Genomic DNA, 14,050 nt, shown 5'->3' with positions numbered 1-14,050 from the left:
CCGCCACACCACCCGAGAACCCCTGGGAGTACGACCATGCCGGACTTCGCCACCATCCTCGGCGACCGTCCCCTGGTGGCCATTCTGCGCGGACTGGCCGTCGACACCGCCGTCGACCTGGCCGAAGCCGTCTGGGACACCGGTCTCGGTGTGGTCGAGGTCCCGGTGCAGAGCCCGGAGGCCTTCGGGGTCCTGACGGCGGTGGCCCGCGCCGGATCCGCCCGCGGTGAGCCGGTCGGTGCCGGCACCGTGCTCACCGTCGAGCACGTCCGCCTCGCGGTGGAGGCGGGCGCCGCGTTCACGGTGGCACCCGGTCTCGACCTCGACGTGCTGGCGGCCAGCGTCGCGGCCGACGCGCCCCACCTGCCCGGTGTCGCCACCGCCACCGAGGTGCACCGGGCACTGCGCGCCGGGTGCCACTGGCTCAAGGTGTTCCCGGCCGGTTCCCTGGGACCGTCGTGGATCCGCGAGATGCGCGGCCCGTTCCCCGACCTCGACCTGGTGGCCACCGGCGGGATCACCGCCGCGAACGCCGCCGAGTTCCGTGCCGCCGGCGCCCGTGCCCTGGGCGTCGGCGGATCGCTCACCCGCCCCGGCGGACTGGCCGCGATGGTGGCCGCGCTGACCGGATGACCTCCCGGAGGTAGCTGTGCGCAGACTCCTCACCGGCGTCCTCGTCGTCCTGACGACGGTGGCGCTCCACCCCGGCCCGGCCCTTGCCGCCCCGGCCGCCGTCACCCTCGTCCCCTATTCCATCGACTCGTCCAACCAGGCCGCCTGGTGGACCCCCGTCGAGACGTACGTGGGCGCCCAGCAGTACGCCTACTTCGCCTTCAACGAGCCCGCCCCGACGGCCGGCAACCACCGGGTCGCGATCGCCCGCCGCGACGGCAGTGGCTCGTGGACCCGGCTGCCACTGATGAACGGCGGCACCCAGGCCGAGTACGTCGACGACATCGGTCACCACCAGCCGTCGATGGCCCGCGACGGCAGCGGCCGGTTCCACGTCTTCACCTCCATGCACAACGACACGTGGCGGTACTTCCGCTCCGACAGCGCCGGCGGTGTCCCGCAGAACCGCTCCGGCGACATGCCGGACCAGGGGATCGGCGTGACCTATCCGGTGCTCACCACCGCGCCCAACGGTGATGTCTACCTGTTCGCCCGACTCGTCGGGACCAGTGGCGAGGGCCGCTCCGGCCGGCTGTACCGCTGGAACAACGCGGCCTCGACCTGGAGCCGGGTCGCCGTCGTCGCCGCCTCGGCCAACCGGTCGGTCTACCCCGACGACCTGCGCTTCGACTCCGCCGGTGACCTGCACATCCTCTGGGAGTGGAGCCTCTACCCGTCCGCCGCGTTCCGGCACCAGCTCAGCTACCTGAAGTACCGGCCGGCCAGCGGCACCTTCGTCGACCACACCGGCGCCCCCCGCACCGTGCCGGTCTCCACCAGCAACGCCGACGTCGTGCAGCCGATCGAGGCCGGCGAGGTCTACGAGGGCAACGAGAGCACCGGCCCGGCCGTGCAGAGCGCCAAGCTGACCCTCGACGGCACCAGCCCGAAGATCACCTACCGCTACCGCTCGCTGGCCAGCGGCCCGATCTTCACCGTCCGCTACGCGTACGTCGGCGGGAACGGAGCGTGGACCCGGCAGACGGTGTACGCCGCCGAGCAGACCCGGGCGGCACTCGGCATCACCTGGCACCCCACCGACGGCAAGCGCATCTACTTCGCCCGTACCTCCGGCACCGACCGGGTCCTCCTCGCCACCGAGAACGGGGGCACCTGGACCACCGCGGCGGTCGCACCCGGTCTGCCGATCGACCGGCTCGCCGTCGAGCGTGACGCCGCCGGCACCGACGTGCTCTACCTCGCCGACACCACCAACGGCCGCCTGTACCACGGCCGCAACTGACCTCAGCTCCAGTCCGTCCCCTCGGAGGTTCCCATGCGTACCCTCACATCCGTCCTACGCGGCGGGCTCGCCGTCGCACTCGCCGCCGGTGGCCTCGCCGTGCTCGCGCCCGACCCCGCCCGGGCCGCGCCGACCGGCACCGGCTGGACCCTCGCCTTCTCCGACGAGTTCAACGGCACCACGGTCGACACCGGGAAGTGGAACTACCGCACCGACGTCAAGGCCTACAGCGCCCAGCGACCGCAGAACGTCTCGGTCTCCGGCGGTGCGATGAACATCGCCCTGCGGCAGGAGAGCTACGGCGGCATGAACTTCACCGGCGGCGGTCTGGTCAGCAAGCAGAAGCTGCGCTACGGCTACTACGAGACCCGCGCGAAGATCAATGACGGCGCCGGCTGGCACAGCGCGTTCTGGCTCCAGGCCGGCGACGGGTCGACCACCTTCCCGGCCGACCAGCGCACCGAGATCGACGTCTTCGAGATCGACTCGATCAAGCCGCAACACCTGCGGCACAACGTGATCACCTGGACGGGCTCCGGCCAACGGGCGGCGACCTACTACACCAGCGGGATCTACGACATCGGCTTCGACCTACGGCAGTGGCACACCTACGGGGTCGACTGGGACGAGCGGTCGGTCCGGTACTACGTCGACGGGATCCTCAAGGCGACGCACCCCTACACCCCGGACCAGTGGACCCACGACTACACCGCCATCTGGCTGACCAGCATCGCCTACGGCACCGTGCCCGACGCCAGCAAGCTTCCCTCGACGGTGCAGTTCGACTACATCCGCTACTGGCAGAAGAACCACTACGTCGACAACGACGGCCCCGGCGCGTACGGCTACACCGAGACGGGGAACTGGTCGACCTCGACGCTGACCGGTTGGACGCGCAACTCACCCACCCGGTACGCGACCTGCTCCAGTGCCGGGTCCACCGCGACCTGGCGACCCGACCTGCGGGCCGCCGGCACCTACGAGGTCTTCGCGTACAAGATCGTGGCCAGCAACAGCGATCCCGCCCAGCGCTACGACGTCGTCCACGACGGCACGACGTCGACCAGCACCCTCGACGGCTCCTCCGGAACGAGCGGGTGGGTGTCCCTGGGCACCTGGTACTTCCCGGCCGGGACGAGCGGCCACGTCCGGACCACCGCCAGCGGTTCGGGTTGTGCCCGGGCGGACGCGGTGAAGTTCGTCCGCGTCTGATCGTCGACCGAGCCGGCAGGTCCCCGAGCCCGGGTGGCCTGCCGGCTCAGCCGGCGAACGGCACGACCGGCAGCCCGCGCACACCGACGTCGACGCGGAACACCGCCCCCGCGTCCGGCTCGTCGGCGGGGTCGATGCCACGCCGGGAGGTGGTGACGAAGAGCTGGTCGAGCGCCGGGCCGCCGAACGTGCACGCGCTGACGCGGCTGACCGGCAGGTCGACCCGGGCATCCAGGCGACCGTCCGGCGCGTACCGGCACACCCGCGACCCCGCCCACATGGCCACCCACACGTGCCCCTCGGCGTCCACGCTGATGCCGTCGGGCACGCCGGTGCCCTCCGGCACCACCACGAACGGCCGCCGGTCCACCAGCAGGCCGTCGACGTGGTCGAACCGGTCCACCCGCCGGGTGGCGCTGTCCACGTAGTACGCCGTGGTGCCGTCCGGACTCCAGGCGAGCCCGTTGGAGGTCGTCACACCGTTCACCACCCGATGGGTGGAGAGGTCGGGGTCCAGCCGGTACAGCGATCCCGCACCCGGTGAGCCGTCGGCCGACATCGAGCCGCAGTAGAAGCGGCCGTCCGGGTCGCATCCGCCGTCGTTCATCCGCACGGTGTGGTCGTCCCACAGGTCGTCGAGTCGCCGGACCGTCCCGTCGGCGTCGACCAGGGCGAATCCTCGGCTCAGCGCGGCCACCATGCCGCCGCCGGCCCGCGGCCGGAACGCGGCGAGAAACTCGCCCACGTGGTGCCGGGTCACCGTACCGCCGTCGGGATCGAGCGTGAGGACGTCACCGGCGAACATGTCCGTCCAGCGCAGGCCACCCCAGCCGGGCCACCAGACCGGTCCCTCGCCGTGCCCGGCCACCGGTTCGGAGATCTGTTCGGCCCGCATCAGGCCGATGGTAGCGGGGCGTTCCGGCTCGCACGCCCCCCTGCCGGCGCTACGGTGAATCTGCCCCGACCCGGAGCTTCGAGGTGTGTAAGGAGATCGTGATGGGCTCAGCTCCCACCGGGTTTCCGGTCGCGACGGGCCGCGGCTCCGTCTCGCAGGCGCCGCAGCTTCCGGCCGGCTTCACCGACACGTTCACCAGTCTGTACGTCGATGCCGGTGGACTTCGTCAGCACGCGGTCGTCGGTGGTGACGGACCACCGTTGCTGCTGGTGCACGGTTGGCCGGAGAACTGGTACGCCTGGCGTCTCCTGATGCCGGCGCTGGCCCGCGACTTCACGGTCATCGCGGTCGACCAGCGCGGTATCGGGCTGACCGACAAGCCCCGGGACGGGTACGACAGCGCGACCCTCGCCAACGACCTGGCCGCGCTGATGGGTGCGCTCGGTCACGACCGCTTCGCCGTGGTGGGCCACGACAGCGGGTACATCATCGGCTACGCGCTGGCCGCGGACTACCCGCACCGCGTCGACCGGGTGGCCCTGGTCGAGATCCCCGGACCTCCGGGGGTGACACCGTCACCGCCGCTGTTCGTTCCCGATCAGGTCAACGACCGGGTGTGGCACATCCCGTTCAACCGCGTCGACAACGAGCTGACCGAACAGCTCGTCCGGGGGCGCGAGGAGCTCTTCTTCGGCTACGAGTTCGCCATCCAGGGTGGGAAGCCGCTGCCGGACCACGTGCTGAGGTACTACTTCGATCTGTACTCCGACCCGGATGTCCTGCGCGGCAGCTTCGGGCTCTATCGCGCGTGGGGTGCCACGCTGGCCCAGAACGAGCAGCGAAGGACGGAGCCGCTCACGATGCCCGTCCTCGGGATCGGCGGCGAGAAGAGCTGGGGTGACCAGGCCGGACGCGCGATGGAGTCCGCGGCCAACGACGTGCAGACCGTGGTCGTTCCCGGTGCCGGCCACTGGGTCGCCGAGCAGGCTCCCGAGGAGATGCTGGCGGCGCTGATCCCGTTCCTGGCTCCCTACCGGGACGCGGAGGCAGCCGGCATCCGGCCTTGACCGGCGTCCCCGGAGTCCCGTTCGTCGTGGCTGTTCAGCCGTTCCCGCCGTCCGGGCGCGGCGTCCCCGATCGGCGCAGTTCGCGCAGGTGGCCGAGATGTGCGCGAAGCGCTGCGGCGACGTCGCCCGCCGCGACGAGCTGGTCCGGCGTCAGCGCGTCCACGAAGAGCTCGCGGACCGCGCGCAGGTGCGGCACCGTGGCGCCGCCGAACGCCTCCGCGCCGGTCTCCGTGAGCACGACCTCGGCTCCCCGGTTGTCGGCGGCGCACTCCTCGCGACGGACGAGGGCGCGCCGTTCCATCCGGCCGAGGTGGTGCGAGAGGCGGCTGCGCTCCCAACCGATGCCCGCCGCGAGCTCGGAGGAGCGCATCCGCCGCCCCTCGGCCTCGCTGAGGGCGAGCAGGACCACGTAGTCGCCGGGCGACAGCGAGGACTCGCTCTGCAACCGGGACGACAGCTCGGACCTGAGTGCCTCCGCCGTCTCGATGAAGTCGCGCCAGATCCGCAGCTGGTCCGCGGTCGGTAGCTGCCGTTTGCGCTGTTGGGGTGTGTTCTCCGTCATCCGTCCTCCAATTGACGTGTCAATCATACCGGGCATAATTGACACGTCAATCAAGTTGGCCATGGCAGGGCGGACAACGCCGCACCACCCGGACCGGCAGGAGGAGACCATGAGCGCCGAAGGCTTCGAACTGGGACTCAACTCGTTCGGCGAGGTGGCCACCGACGGCGACCGCGTCCTGAGCGACGCCGAGACCCTCCGGCTGATCGTCGAGGAGGCGCAGCTCGCCGAATCGGTCGGCCTGGACGTGTTCAGCGTGGGGGAGCACTACCGCGAGGGCCACAACGACTCGGCGACGCCCGTACTGCTTGCGGCGATCGCGACGGCCACCGAGCGCATCCGCCTCGGCACCTCGGTCACGGTGCTCAGCACCAACGACCCCGTCCGGCTCTACCACGAGTTCTCGACGCTGGACGCGGTGTCGAACGGCCGCGCGCAGCTCGTCCTCGGGCGCGCCTCGGCGACCGAGTCGTTCCCGCTGTTCGGCTACGACCTGGCCGACTACGAGCAGTTGTTCGAGGAGAAGCTCGACCTGTTCGTGCGGCTCCAGCGGGAGGACCCGGTGACCTGGTCGGGCACCGTCCGCAGCCCGCTGGTCGAGCAGCGCCTGCACCCGCGGATGCGCCCCGGTGGCATCCCGACCTGGATCGGTGTGGGCGGCAGCCCGCACTCGGTGATCCGCGCCGCCCGCTACGGACTTCCGCTCATGCTCGCGATCATCGGCGGGCGCCCGCAACGGTTCGCCGGCCATGTCGACCTCTACCACCGCGCGCTCGCGCAGTACGGGCACTCCGCGCAGCCGGTCGGACAGCACTCGCTCGGCCTCGTCGCCGACACCGACGAGGAGGCCGCGGAGACCTGGTGGCGCTACTGGCAGCCGCTCGTGCGGCAGATGGCCCGGGAGCGCGGCTTCTACAAGCCGACGTGGGAACGCTACAAGGCCGAGATCGACACCGGAGCGCTCTTCGTGGGCTCGCCCGAGACGGTCGCGCAGAAGATCGCCACGATGACCCGCGACCTGCGGCTCAGCCGCTTCGACCTCAAGTACGACGTCATGCACCTACCCCGCCAGGCCCGCGCCCGCAGCATCGAACTGCTCGGCCGCGAGGTCGCCCCGCGCGTGCGGGAACTACTGGCCAAGGAGCCCACCCATGTCTGACATCCTTTTCGGCCTCGACACCTTCGGCGACGTCCCGCAGGACGACTCCGGTGCACCCGTCTCGTACGCCGCCGCGGTCCGGCAGGTCGTCGAGGAGGCGGTGCTCGCCGACGCCACCGGCGTCGACGTCATCGCCCTCGGCGAGCACCATCGACCCGAGTACGCGGTGTCGACACCGGAGACGGTGCTCGCCGGGATCGCCACGCGCACCTCGCGCATCCGTCTCGGTTCCGGGGTGACCGTCCTCAGCTCGGACGACCCCGTACGCGTCTTCCAGCGCTTCGCCACGGTGGACGCGCTGTCGGAGGGTCGCGCCGAGGTCATCCTCGGACGCGGCTCGTTCACCGAGTCGTTCCCGCTGTTCGGCTACGACCTGACCGACTACGACGCGCTGTTCGAGGAGAAGCTCGACCTCTTCGTCAAGCTGCTCGACGAGCAGCCGGTCACCTGGAGCGGCACCCTGCGCGCCCCACTGCGGGACGCCGACGTCTTCCCCAAGACCGAGTCGGGACGCCTCCCCACCTGGGTGGGCGTCGGCGGGTCGCCGCAGTCGGTCGTGCGTACCGCACGCCACGGCCTGCCTCTCATGCTCGCCATCATCGGCGGCCCGCCCAAGCGCTTCGCGCCCTACCTCGACCTGTACCGGCGAGCCGCAGGCCAGTTCGGCACGACCGCGCACCCGGTCGGCATGCACTCGCCGGGCTTCGTCGCCGACACCGACGAGGAGGCCCGCGAGGTGTACTGGCCGCACTACCGGCTCATCCGGGACCGGATCGGCGCCCTGCGCGGCTGGCCGCCAATCCGCCGCGCGGAGTTCGACGCCGAGATCGAGCAGGGATCGCTGTACATAGGCTCGCCGGAGACCGTGGCCCGCAAGGTCGCCCGCACAATCGGCGACCTCGGCGTCGGCCGGTTCGACCTCATCTACACCGCGGGTCCGCAGCCCGTGTCCGCCCGGCTGCGGGCCGTCGAGCTGTACGGCACGAAGGTGGTTCCCATGGTCCGCGACATCCTCGCCGGCTGACCTCCCCGACCGGCGCGGCACCGAACGAACGGAAGGAAACGACATGAACGACACCGCCGCTCAGGGTGCGCGGACCCTCGGCATCCTCGGCGCGGGCAAGCTGGGCACCGTGCTGGCCCGGCTCGCCCTGGCCGCCGGTCACCGGGTGTTCATCGCCGGCTCCGGCGATCCGGCGCGCATCGCGCTCACCGTCGAGGTGCTCACTCCCGGCGCGGTCGCCACGACCGCGCGGGACGCCGCCGCCCGCGCCGACATCGTCGTCCTCGCCCTCCCGCTCGGCAGGTACCGCACCATCCCCGCGGACGCGCTGCGCGGCAAGCTCGTCGTCGACGCCATGAACTACTGGTGGGAGGTCGACGGCATCCGGGACGACCTCACCGACCCACGGACGTCGTCGAGCGAGATCGTCCAGGCGTTCCTTCCGGGCGCCCGGGTCGTCAAGGCGTTCAACCACGTGGGCTACCACGACATCGAGGACAAGGCCCGCCCTACGGGAGCTGCCGCACGCACGGCGGTCGCGATCGCCGGGAACGATCCCGCCGATCTCGCCACCGTCGCCTCCCTGGTGGACGCGCTCGGCTTCGATCCGGTCATCGCCGGCCCCCTCGCCGAGGGCATCCGTTTCGAACCCGGCACGGAGCTGTTCGGCGCCGACGTCGACGCCGACGAGGTCCGTGCCAGACTCGCCCGCTTCCCCGAGTCGGAGCGTGGGCGGGTCGTCGCCCGCGCACGTGGGGCGACCGGGGGACTGATCAACCACGGCGGGGGAGAGTGAGTGACATGGACATGACCGTCGTCCGGAGCAGTCCGGAGAGATCGAGGTACGAGATTCTGGTCGGGGGCACTCTCGTCGGCTTCGCCGACTACCGCCTCGTCGACGGCGACGTGGTCTTCACCCACACCGAGATCGACGTCGCCCACGAGGGGCGCGGACTCGGCTCGCGACTGATCGGCGAGGCCCTGGACGACGTGCGACGGCAGGGGCGATCCGCCGTCCCGCTGTGCTCGTTCGTCGCGGCCTACATCGCCCGCCACCCCGAGTACGCCGACCTGGTCCGGCGCCCGTGACGCCCCCGCCGGCTGCTGGCTGACGTACGCGACCTCGCCCGCCGCCGTCCGGCGACGAGCGTGATGGCGCTCACGCGGTCCTCCGCCGGCGGCTAAACGGGCGGCGCGGTGTCGGTGTCGGCGGATACTCTTCCTGCGGTCTCGACCCGCAGCACGTCGCGCCCCTGCCCTGGCACACGTCGCGCCGGCCACCCACCGCTCATCCGTTCGGCCCATTCGACTCAGGAGATTTCGTGACACAGCAACCTGTCGCGACACCGCAGCCTGTCCCGACATCGGACAAGCTCGACGCCGCGGTACTCAAGGTGGCAGGCGTCGTCGTGCTCGGCGCGATCATGTCGATCCTCGACGTGACGGTGGTGAGCGTCGCGCTGCCGACGTTCCAGAGCGAGTTCGACGCCTCCTACGCGCGCGTCGCGTGGACGATGACCGGCTACACGCTCGCGCTGGCCACGGTCATCCCGCTCAGCGGGTGGGCGGCGGACCGGTTCGGCACCAAACGGCTGTACATGATCGCCCTGGCGCTGTTCACGATCGGGTCGGGCCTCTGTGCCACCGCCGACTCGATCGGCGAGCTGATCGGGTACCGGGTGCTGCAGGGCCTCGGCGGCGGCATGCTGATGCCGATCGGCATGACGATCATGACGCGGGCCGCAGGTCCGCACCGGATCGGCCGGTTGATGGCCGTCCTCGGTATCCCGATGCTGCTCGGCCCGATCGGCGGCCCGATCCTCGGCGGCTGGCTGATCGACGTGGCGAGCTGGCAGTGGATCTTCCTGATCAACATCCCGATCGGTGCGATCGCGCTCGTCTACGCCCAGATGGCCCTGCCGAAGGACAACCCGGAGCCCTCGGAGTCGTTCGACTTCCTCGGCATGCTGATGCTCTCGCCGGGGCTCGCCCTCTTCCTGTACGGCGTCTCCACGCTGCCGGAGGCCGGCACCTTCGCCGACCCCGAGGTGTGGCTGCCCATGCTGATCGGCGCGGCGCTGGTGGTGGCGTTCGTCCTCTACTCCTTCAAGCCGCGGCACCCGCTGCTCGACCTGCGGCTGTTCCGGAACCGCAGCCTGACCATCGCGTCGGTGACCCTGTTCGTGTTCATCATCGCGTTCATGGGTGCCGGGCTGCTGTTCCCCAGCTACTTCCTGCAGGTACGCGGCGAGTCGACGCTCGCCGCCGGCCTGCTGATGGCGCCGCAGGGCCTCGGCGCGATGGTCACCATGCCGATCGCCGGCATGCTGGCCGACAAGGTGCCGGTCGGCCGTACGGTGCCGTTCGCGCTGGTGCTGATCGCCGCCGGGTTCTTCACCTTCACCCAGGTCGACCCGAACACGTCGTACGTGCTGCTGTGCGGCTCGCTGTTCGTGATGGGTCTCGGCATGGGCGGCACGATGATGCCGATCATGACCTCGGCGCTGCGGACCCTCTCCGGACCGGAGGTGGCCCGCGGTTCGACCCTGGTGAACATCCTCCAGCAGATCGGCGGCTCCGTCGGCGCCGCGGTGATGTCGGTGATCCTCACCAACGAGCTGAACAACTCCCGACCGATCCCCGGCGCGGTCGACCCGAACGGCGCCCCGGTCACCGAAGCCGGCCTGGCCATCGCCGCGCAGCAGCGGCCGGAGCTGATCCAGCAGTTCCCGGTCGAGCCGTCGGTCATTCAGCGCGGGCTCGACTTCGCCGCCGACTCCTTCGCCACGACGTTCTGGGTGGGCTTCGGGCTGGTGCTGCTGACGTTCATCCCGGCCGCGTTCCTGCCCCGGCGGCGGGAACGCTCGCACCTGCTGGACGACCAGCCGGGCGACGAGCAGATGAAGACCCCCGTCGTCATCCACTGATCCGATCCGTCAGGGCGGCCGTCTCGGCGGCCGCCCTGACGGCGTCGGTGCCCAGCGGGTGGGCCGGGACCACGACGGAGCCCGGTCGTCCGGCCGGCCCCTACCGGCGCGGTCCCCGACGGTGCCGGTCAGCGGGCCCGCTTCGTCGCCCGCTTGCGGGGCGGCGTCAACAACTCGGCTATCGCCGCGATCGCGGACGGCACCAGGCGGTAGTACGCCCACACGCCGCGCTTCTCGCGTTCGAGCAGGCCCGCCTCGGTGAGGATCCGTAGGTGGTGACTGACGGTCGGTTGGGAGAGACCGAGCGGCGCGGTGAGGTCGGTGACGGACGCCTCGCCCTCCGGAGCGGACTGGATCAGGCTGAGCAGTCGCAGTCGGGCCGGATCGGCGAACGCCTTCAGCACATCCGCGAGCCGCTCGGCATCGGCAGGCTTGATCGGCTCGCCGGACAGCGGCGAGATGGCAGGCATAGAAGTTTTCGCAGTTCCCACGTCATGCATCGTTCCATCAACACCGCCGACAGGCCGGTGGAACGGGGAGCAGCACCCGATGGCGATCCGTCCTGGGGTGATGTGCGGCATCCCCGGCGGCGAGGATGCGCGCTGCGGCCACCCACCCTCGGGGCGTCGCGGATGCTGACCAGCCCGCACCACGGCCGCGCCGTCGCGCCGTCGCGCACCCGCGCCGTCGCGCACCCGCGCCGTCGCGCACCCGCGCCGTCGCGCACCCGCGCCGTCGCGCACCCGCGCCGTCGCGCACCCGCGCCGTCGCGCACCCGCGCCGTCGCGCACCCGCGCCGTCGCGCATCCGTGCCGTCGCGTGGCCGCTCAGCCAATGCGACGGGAGTGGCGCAGGGCCAGTCCACCGAGGACCCCGGCGATCAGCCCCACGACCACGGCCACGTAGGCCCCGCCTCGCCCGTTGCCGGTGCCGATCCCGCTGTCGGAGGTGGCCACGACCAGCCCGCCGAGGGCTGTGCCGATCAGCCCCGCGCCCAGGGCGACGGTGGCTCCGAGTCGTCCCTTCGCGGCGCCGACACGACCGGTGGGGCGGGCCAGGGCCAACCCGCCGACGAGCACGCCGGTCAACCCCAGCACGGCGGCCACGGTGGCCCCGAGCCGCCCGGCGCTCATCGTGGCGACACCGGCGGCGGCCGGCTGGGCCGAGACGTACGCGGCGGCCGGTGCGGCAGGCCCGAATGCCCCGAGCAGGGTGGCGGGGACGGCGGCAAGTACCAGCCGGACTGATGCCAGGGTTCCTGATGACCTCATGGTCTCTCCTTCTTCGTGCGTCTCGTTCCCGAGGTCGGGATGTCCCTGATCATGTCTCCGGACGCGCCACCGGTCGTCCTGCCGCCGTATGCATCTGCGCTGCCGCAGGTGACGCATCCGACTGCTGCGGACGTCGCAGGCGGCGGGACGGTACTGCGGGTGCGGTAGGTGCCCACTCGTCGGTGAGGGGGAGTCGTCCCGGAGCCGAACATGGCTAGGGTGCGCCTGTGTACACAGGACGGATCGGCGTTCCGGCCGGCGTCAGGGACGGGGCCGTCGCCCTCGGCGTGGCGGCGACGCTGCTGGTCGCCGGGCTCTCCGGGAAACACCCCACCCCGGACCTCGACCCGCTCGGCTACGCCCTGCTGATCGCCGGTGGTCTGGCGCTGGCCGCCCGCCGCCGGGCCCCGGTTCCCGTCCTGGCCGTCACCGGGCTCTGCGCGGTGGGACACCAGGCCGTCGGGTTCGACGTGCCCGCCGTCGCGTTCCTGTTCGCGGTGTACGCCGCCGTGCGGGCGGGGCACCGCGCCGTCACGGTGGTGGCGGCGGTGACGATGCTGGCCGCTCTGCCGCTCGCGGCCCTCACCCTGCCGCAGGACCTTTCCGTGGGCGAGGCGCTCGCCCGGGGCCGGGGCGCCCTCGAACTGGCGTGGCTGGTCGCCGCCGGTGCCGCGGGGGAAGCGCTGCGGCAGGCCGAGCGGCGGGCGGACGAAGCCGAGCGCACCCGGGAGGAGACCGCACGGCGTCGGGCCGACGAGGAGCGGCTGCACATCGCCCGGGAGCTGCACGACACGCTCACCCACCAGATCTCGGTCATCAAGGTGCAGGCCGAAGTCGCCGTCCACCTGGCCCAGAGGCGTGGGGAGGAGGTGCCGGCGGCCCTGCTGGCGATCCGCGAGGCCGGCCGTGAGGCGACCCGGGAACTGCGCGCGACCCTGGAGGTGTTGCGCGACGACGGCAAGGCTCCGCCGTACGGGATCGACCAGCTCCCGGAACTGGTGGAACGGGCCCGGGCGACCGGCCTGGACGCGACGTTGACGATCGAAGGACAACGACACGACGTGCCGGCGACGGTCGACCGGACCGCCTACCGGATCGTTCAGGAGTCGCTGACCAACATCGCCCGGCACGCCGCCGCCGCCACGGCGTCGATCCGGATCGACTACCGTCCGGACGCCCTGGCGATCCGCGTCGACGACGACGGTACGGCCGTGCCGGACACCGTCCCGGTGCCCGGCGTCGGGCTGCTCGGCATGCGGGAACGCGTCACGGCCCTCGGCGGTCACCTGCGCGCCGAGCCCCGCCACGAGGGCGGCTTCACCGTCCACGCCGAACTTCCCGTGGGCCGGACGTCATGATCCGTGTCCTGCTGGTCGACGACCAGCCGCTCCTGCGCAGCGGCTTCCGCGCGCTCCTCGACATCGAGGACGACATCGAGGTGGTGGCCGAGGCCGCCGACGGCAGGGAGGGCCTGGCTCTCGTCAGGGAACACCTGCCCGACATCGCGCTCCTCGACATCCAGATGCCGGTCATGGACGGCATCGAAGCGACCCGGCGCATCGCCGCAGATCCGGCCCTGGCCGGAGTGCACGTGGTCATCCTGACCAACTACGGCCTCGACGAACACGTCTTCGACGCGCTGCGCGCCGGCGCGGCCGGTTTCCTGGTCAAGGACATCGAGCCGGAAGACTTCCTGCACGCCATCCGCGTCGCCGCACGCGGCGACGCCCTGCTCGCACCGTCGATCACCCGCCAGCTGATCGACCGGTACGTCACCGAGCCGCTCCACCTGGCTGCCGGCAGGACCCTGGACGGGCTGACCAACCGGGAGCGCGAGGCCGTCGCCCTGGTCGCGCAGGGACTGTCCAACGAGCAGATCGCCGGCCGCATGGTGATCAGCCCGCTGACCGCGAAGACCCACGTCAACCGGGCCATGGCCAAGCTCCGTGCCCGCGACCGCGCCCAACTCGTGGTCCTGGCCTACGAATCCGGCCTGGTGTCGCCCCGCAACCGCTGACACCGACGGTGCCGCGCCGGCC

The 14,050-nt window shown here is 71.6% G+C and carries 15 protein-coding genes; 11 read left to right on the top strand and 4 right to left on the bottom strand.

Features of this window, described 5'->3' with window-relative positions; all coding sequences use genetic code 11:
• The first annotated feature begins 36 nt into the window (after positions 1-36).
• From ACTMSW_RS08095 to ACTMSW_RS08085, 3 genes are read left to right on the top strand one after another with little or no spacing between them, the layout of a single operon-like run.
• Positions 37-633, top strand: a complete 597-nt coding sequence (locus tag ACTMSW_RS08095; RefSeq protein WP_441179885.1) for a bifunctional 4-hydroxy-2-oxoglutarate aldolase/2-dehydro-3-deoxy-phosphogluconate aldolase — start codon at positions 37-39, stop codon at positions 631-633.
• A gap of 16 nt (positions 634-649) precedes the next feature.
• Positions 650-1,915 (top strand): BNR-4 repeat-containing protein, encoded by a 1,266-nt coding sequence (locus ACTMSW_RS08090; RefSeq protein ID WP_441179884.1) that lies wholly within the window; start codon positions 650-652, stop codon positions 1,913-1,915.
• 33 nt (positions 1,916-1,948) lie between these two features.
• Positions 1,949-3,127 (top strand): golvesin C-terminal-like domain-containing protein, encoded by a 1,179-nt coding sequence (locus ACTMSW_RS08085; protein ID WP_441179883.1) that lies wholly within the window; start codon positions 1,949-1,951, stop codon positions 3,125-3,127.
• Between the two features lie 46 nt (positions 3,128-3,173).
• Here ACTMSW_RS08085 and ACTMSW_RS08080 read toward each other — a convergent pair whose 3' ends face one another.
• Entirely contained in the window at positions 3,174-4,022 is an 849-nt protein-coding gene (locus ACTMSW_RS08080) for an SMP-30/gluconolactonase/LRE family protein (RefSeq protein ID WP_441179882.1), read from the bottom strand.
• A 101-nt stretch (positions 4,023-4,123) separates the two neighbouring features.
• Between ACTMSW_RS08080 and ACTMSW_RS08075 the strand changes: the two genes are divergently transcribed.
• On the top strand, positions 4,124-5,089 hold the full coding sequence (locus ACTMSW_RS08075) for an alpha/beta fold hydrolase (protein WP_441179881.1): 966 nt from the start codon (positions 4,124-4,126) through the stop codon (positions 5,087-5,089).
• Positions 5,090-5,123: 34 nt separating this feature from the next.
• Here the strand turns inward: ACTMSW_RS08075 and ACTMSW_RS08070 are convergent, their stop codons facing one another.
• Complete coding sequence (locus ACTMSW_RS08070) at positions 5,124-5,651, bottom strand: MarR family winged helix-turn-helix transcriptional regulator (RefSeq protein WP_441179880.1); 528 nt, start codon at positions 5,649-5,651, stop codon at positions 5,124-5,126.
• Positions 5,652-5,760: 109 nt separating this feature from the next.
• Here ACTMSW_RS08070 and ACTMSW_RS08065 point away from each other — a divergent pair, with 109 nt between their 5' ends.
• From ACTMSW_RS08065 to ACTMSW_RS08045, 5 genes are all read left to right on the top strand, one after another.
• Positions 5,761-6,810 (top strand): LLM class flavin-dependent oxidoreductase, encoded by a 1,050-nt coding sequence (locus ACTMSW_RS08065; RefSeq protein WP_441179879.1) that lies wholly within the window; start codon positions 5,761-5,763, stop codon positions 6,808-6,810.
• The gene (locus ACTMSW_RS08060) at positions 6,803-7,834 is read left to right on the top strand and encodes an LLM class flavin-dependent oxidoreductase (protein WP_441179878.1); all 1,032 of its coding nucleotides are present in this window, start codon (positions 6,803-6,805) and stop codon (positions 7,832-7,834) included. Before ACTMSW_RS08065 ends, ACTMSW_RS08060 begins: the two co-directional genes overlap by 8 nt.
• 43 nt (positions 7,835-7,877) lie before the next feature.
• On the top strand, positions 7,878-8,609 hold the full coding sequence (locus tag ACTMSW_RS08055) for an NADPH-dependent F420 reductase (protein ID WP_441179877.1): 732 nt from the start codon (positions 7,878-7,880) through the stop codon (positions 8,607-8,609).
• A 5-nt stretch (positions 8,610-8,614) separates the two neighbouring features.
• Complete coding sequence (locus ACTMSW_RS08050) at positions 8,615-8,902, top strand: GNAT family N-acetyltransferase (RefSeq protein WP_441179876.1); 288 nt, start codon at positions 8,615-8,617, stop codon at positions 8,900-8,902.
• 233 nt (positions 8,903-9,135) lie between these two features.
• A complete protein-coding gene (locus ACTMSW_RS08045) occupies positions 9,136-10,740 on the top strand; it encodes a DHA2 family efflux MFS transporter permease subunit (protein ID WP_441179875.1) in 1,605 nt (534 codons plus the stop codon).
• A gap of 128 nt (positions 10,741-10,868) precedes the next feature.
• On the opposite strand, the gene ACTMSW_RS08040 is transcribed toward ACTMSW_RS08045, so the two are convergent.
• Together ACTMSW_RS08040 and ACTMSW_RS08035 are read right to left on the bottom strand one after the other, a co-directional pair.
• Positions 10,869-11,240 (bottom strand): ArsR/SmtB family transcription factor, encoded by a 372-nt coding sequence (locus tag ACTMSW_RS08040; protein WP_441179874.1) that lies wholly within the window; start codon positions 11,238-11,240, stop codon positions 10,869-10,871.
• Positions 11,241-11,567: 327 nt separating this feature from the next.
• Positions 11,568-12,011, bottom strand: a complete 444-nt coding sequence (locus ACTMSW_RS08035) for a DUF6223 family protein (RefSeq protein ID WP_441179873.1) — start codon at positions 12,009-12,011, stop codon at positions 11,568-11,570.
• Positions 12,012-12,238: 227 nt separating this feature from the next.
• On the opposite strand from ACTMSW_RS08035, the gene ACTMSW_RS08030 reads away from it, so the two are divergent.
• Together ACTMSW_RS08030 and ACTMSW_RS08025 are read left to right on the top strand one after the other, a co-directional pair.
• On the top strand, positions 12,239-13,369 hold the full coding sequence (locus ACTMSW_RS08030; RefSeq protein ID WP_441179872.1) for a sensor histidine kinase: 1,131 nt from the start codon (positions 12,239-12,241) through the stop codon (positions 13,367-13,369).
• On the top strand, positions 13,366-14,028 hold the full coding sequence (locus tag ACTMSW_RS08025) for a response regulator (protein ID WP_441179870.1): 663 nt from the start codon (positions 13,366-13,368) through the stop codon (positions 14,026-14,028). The genes ACTMSW_RS08030 and ACTMSW_RS08025 overlap by 4 nt, the downstream gene beginning before the upstream one ends.
• Positions 14,029-14,050 lie beyond the last annotated feature (22 nt).

This window comes from Micromonospora sp. BQ11, assembly GCF_052068135.1.
Lineage (GTDB): Bacteria > Actinomycetota > Actinomycetes > Mycobacteriales > Micromonosporaceae > Micromonospora.
This window is presented reverse-complemented; position numbering and strand designations above follow the sequence as displayed.

What these genes read in the sequence shown, in the direction of transcription:
- ACTMSW_RS08095 (WP_441179885.1), top strand. Translation starts at nt 37, where the DNA reads ATGCCGGACTTCGCCACCATCCTCGGCGACCGTCCCCTGGTGGCCATT.
- ACTMSW_RS08085 (WP_441179883.1), top strand. Translation starts at nt 1,949, where the DNA reads ATGCGTACCCTCACATCCGTCCTACGCGGCGGGCTCGCCGTCGCACTC.
- ACTMSW_RS08080 (WP_441179882.1), bottom strand. Translation starts at nt 4,022, where the DNA reads ATGCGGGCCGAACAGATCTCCGAACCGGTGGCCGGGCACGGCGAGGGA.
- ACTMSW_RS08075 (WP_441179881.1), top strand. Translation starts at nt 4,124, where the DNA reads ATGGGCTCAGCTCCCACCGGGTTTCCGGTCGCGACGGGCCGCGGCTCC.
- ACTMSW_RS08070 (WP_441179880.1), bottom strand. Translation starts at nt 5,651, where the DNA reads ATGACGGAGAACACACCCCAACAGCGCAAACGGCAGCTACCGACCGCG.
- ACTMSW_RS08065 (WP_441179879.1), top strand. Translation starts at nt 5,761, where the DNA reads ATGAGCGCCGAAGGCTTCGAACTGGGACTCAACTCGTTCGGCGAGGTG.
- ACTMSW_RS08060 (WP_441179878.1), top strand. Translation starts at nt 6,803, where the DNA reads ATGTCTGACATCCTTTTCGGCCTCGACACCTTCGGCGACGTCCCGCAG.
- ACTMSW_RS08055 (WP_441179877.1), top strand. Translation starts at nt 7,878, where the DNA reads ATGAACGACACCGCCGCTCAGGGTGCGCGGACCCTCGGCATCCTCGGC.
- ACTMSW_RS08050 (WP_441179876.1), top strand. Translation starts at nt 8,615, where the DNA reads ATGGACATGACCGTCGTCCGGAGCAGTCCGGAGAGATCGAGGTACGAG.
- ACTMSW_RS08040 (WP_441179874.1), bottom strand. Translation starts at nt 11,240, where the DNA reads ATGCATGACGTGGGAACTGCGAAAACTTCTATGCCTGCCATCTCGCCG.
- ACTMSW_RS08035 (WP_441179873.1), bottom strand. Translation starts at nt 12,011, where the DNA reads ATGAGGTCATCAGGAACCCTGGCATCAGTCCGGCTGGTACTTGCCGCC.
- ACTMSW_RS08025 (WP_441179870.1), top strand. Translation starts at nt 13,366, where the DNA reads ATGATCCGTGTCCTGCTGGTCGACGACCAGCCGCTCCTGCGCAGCGGC.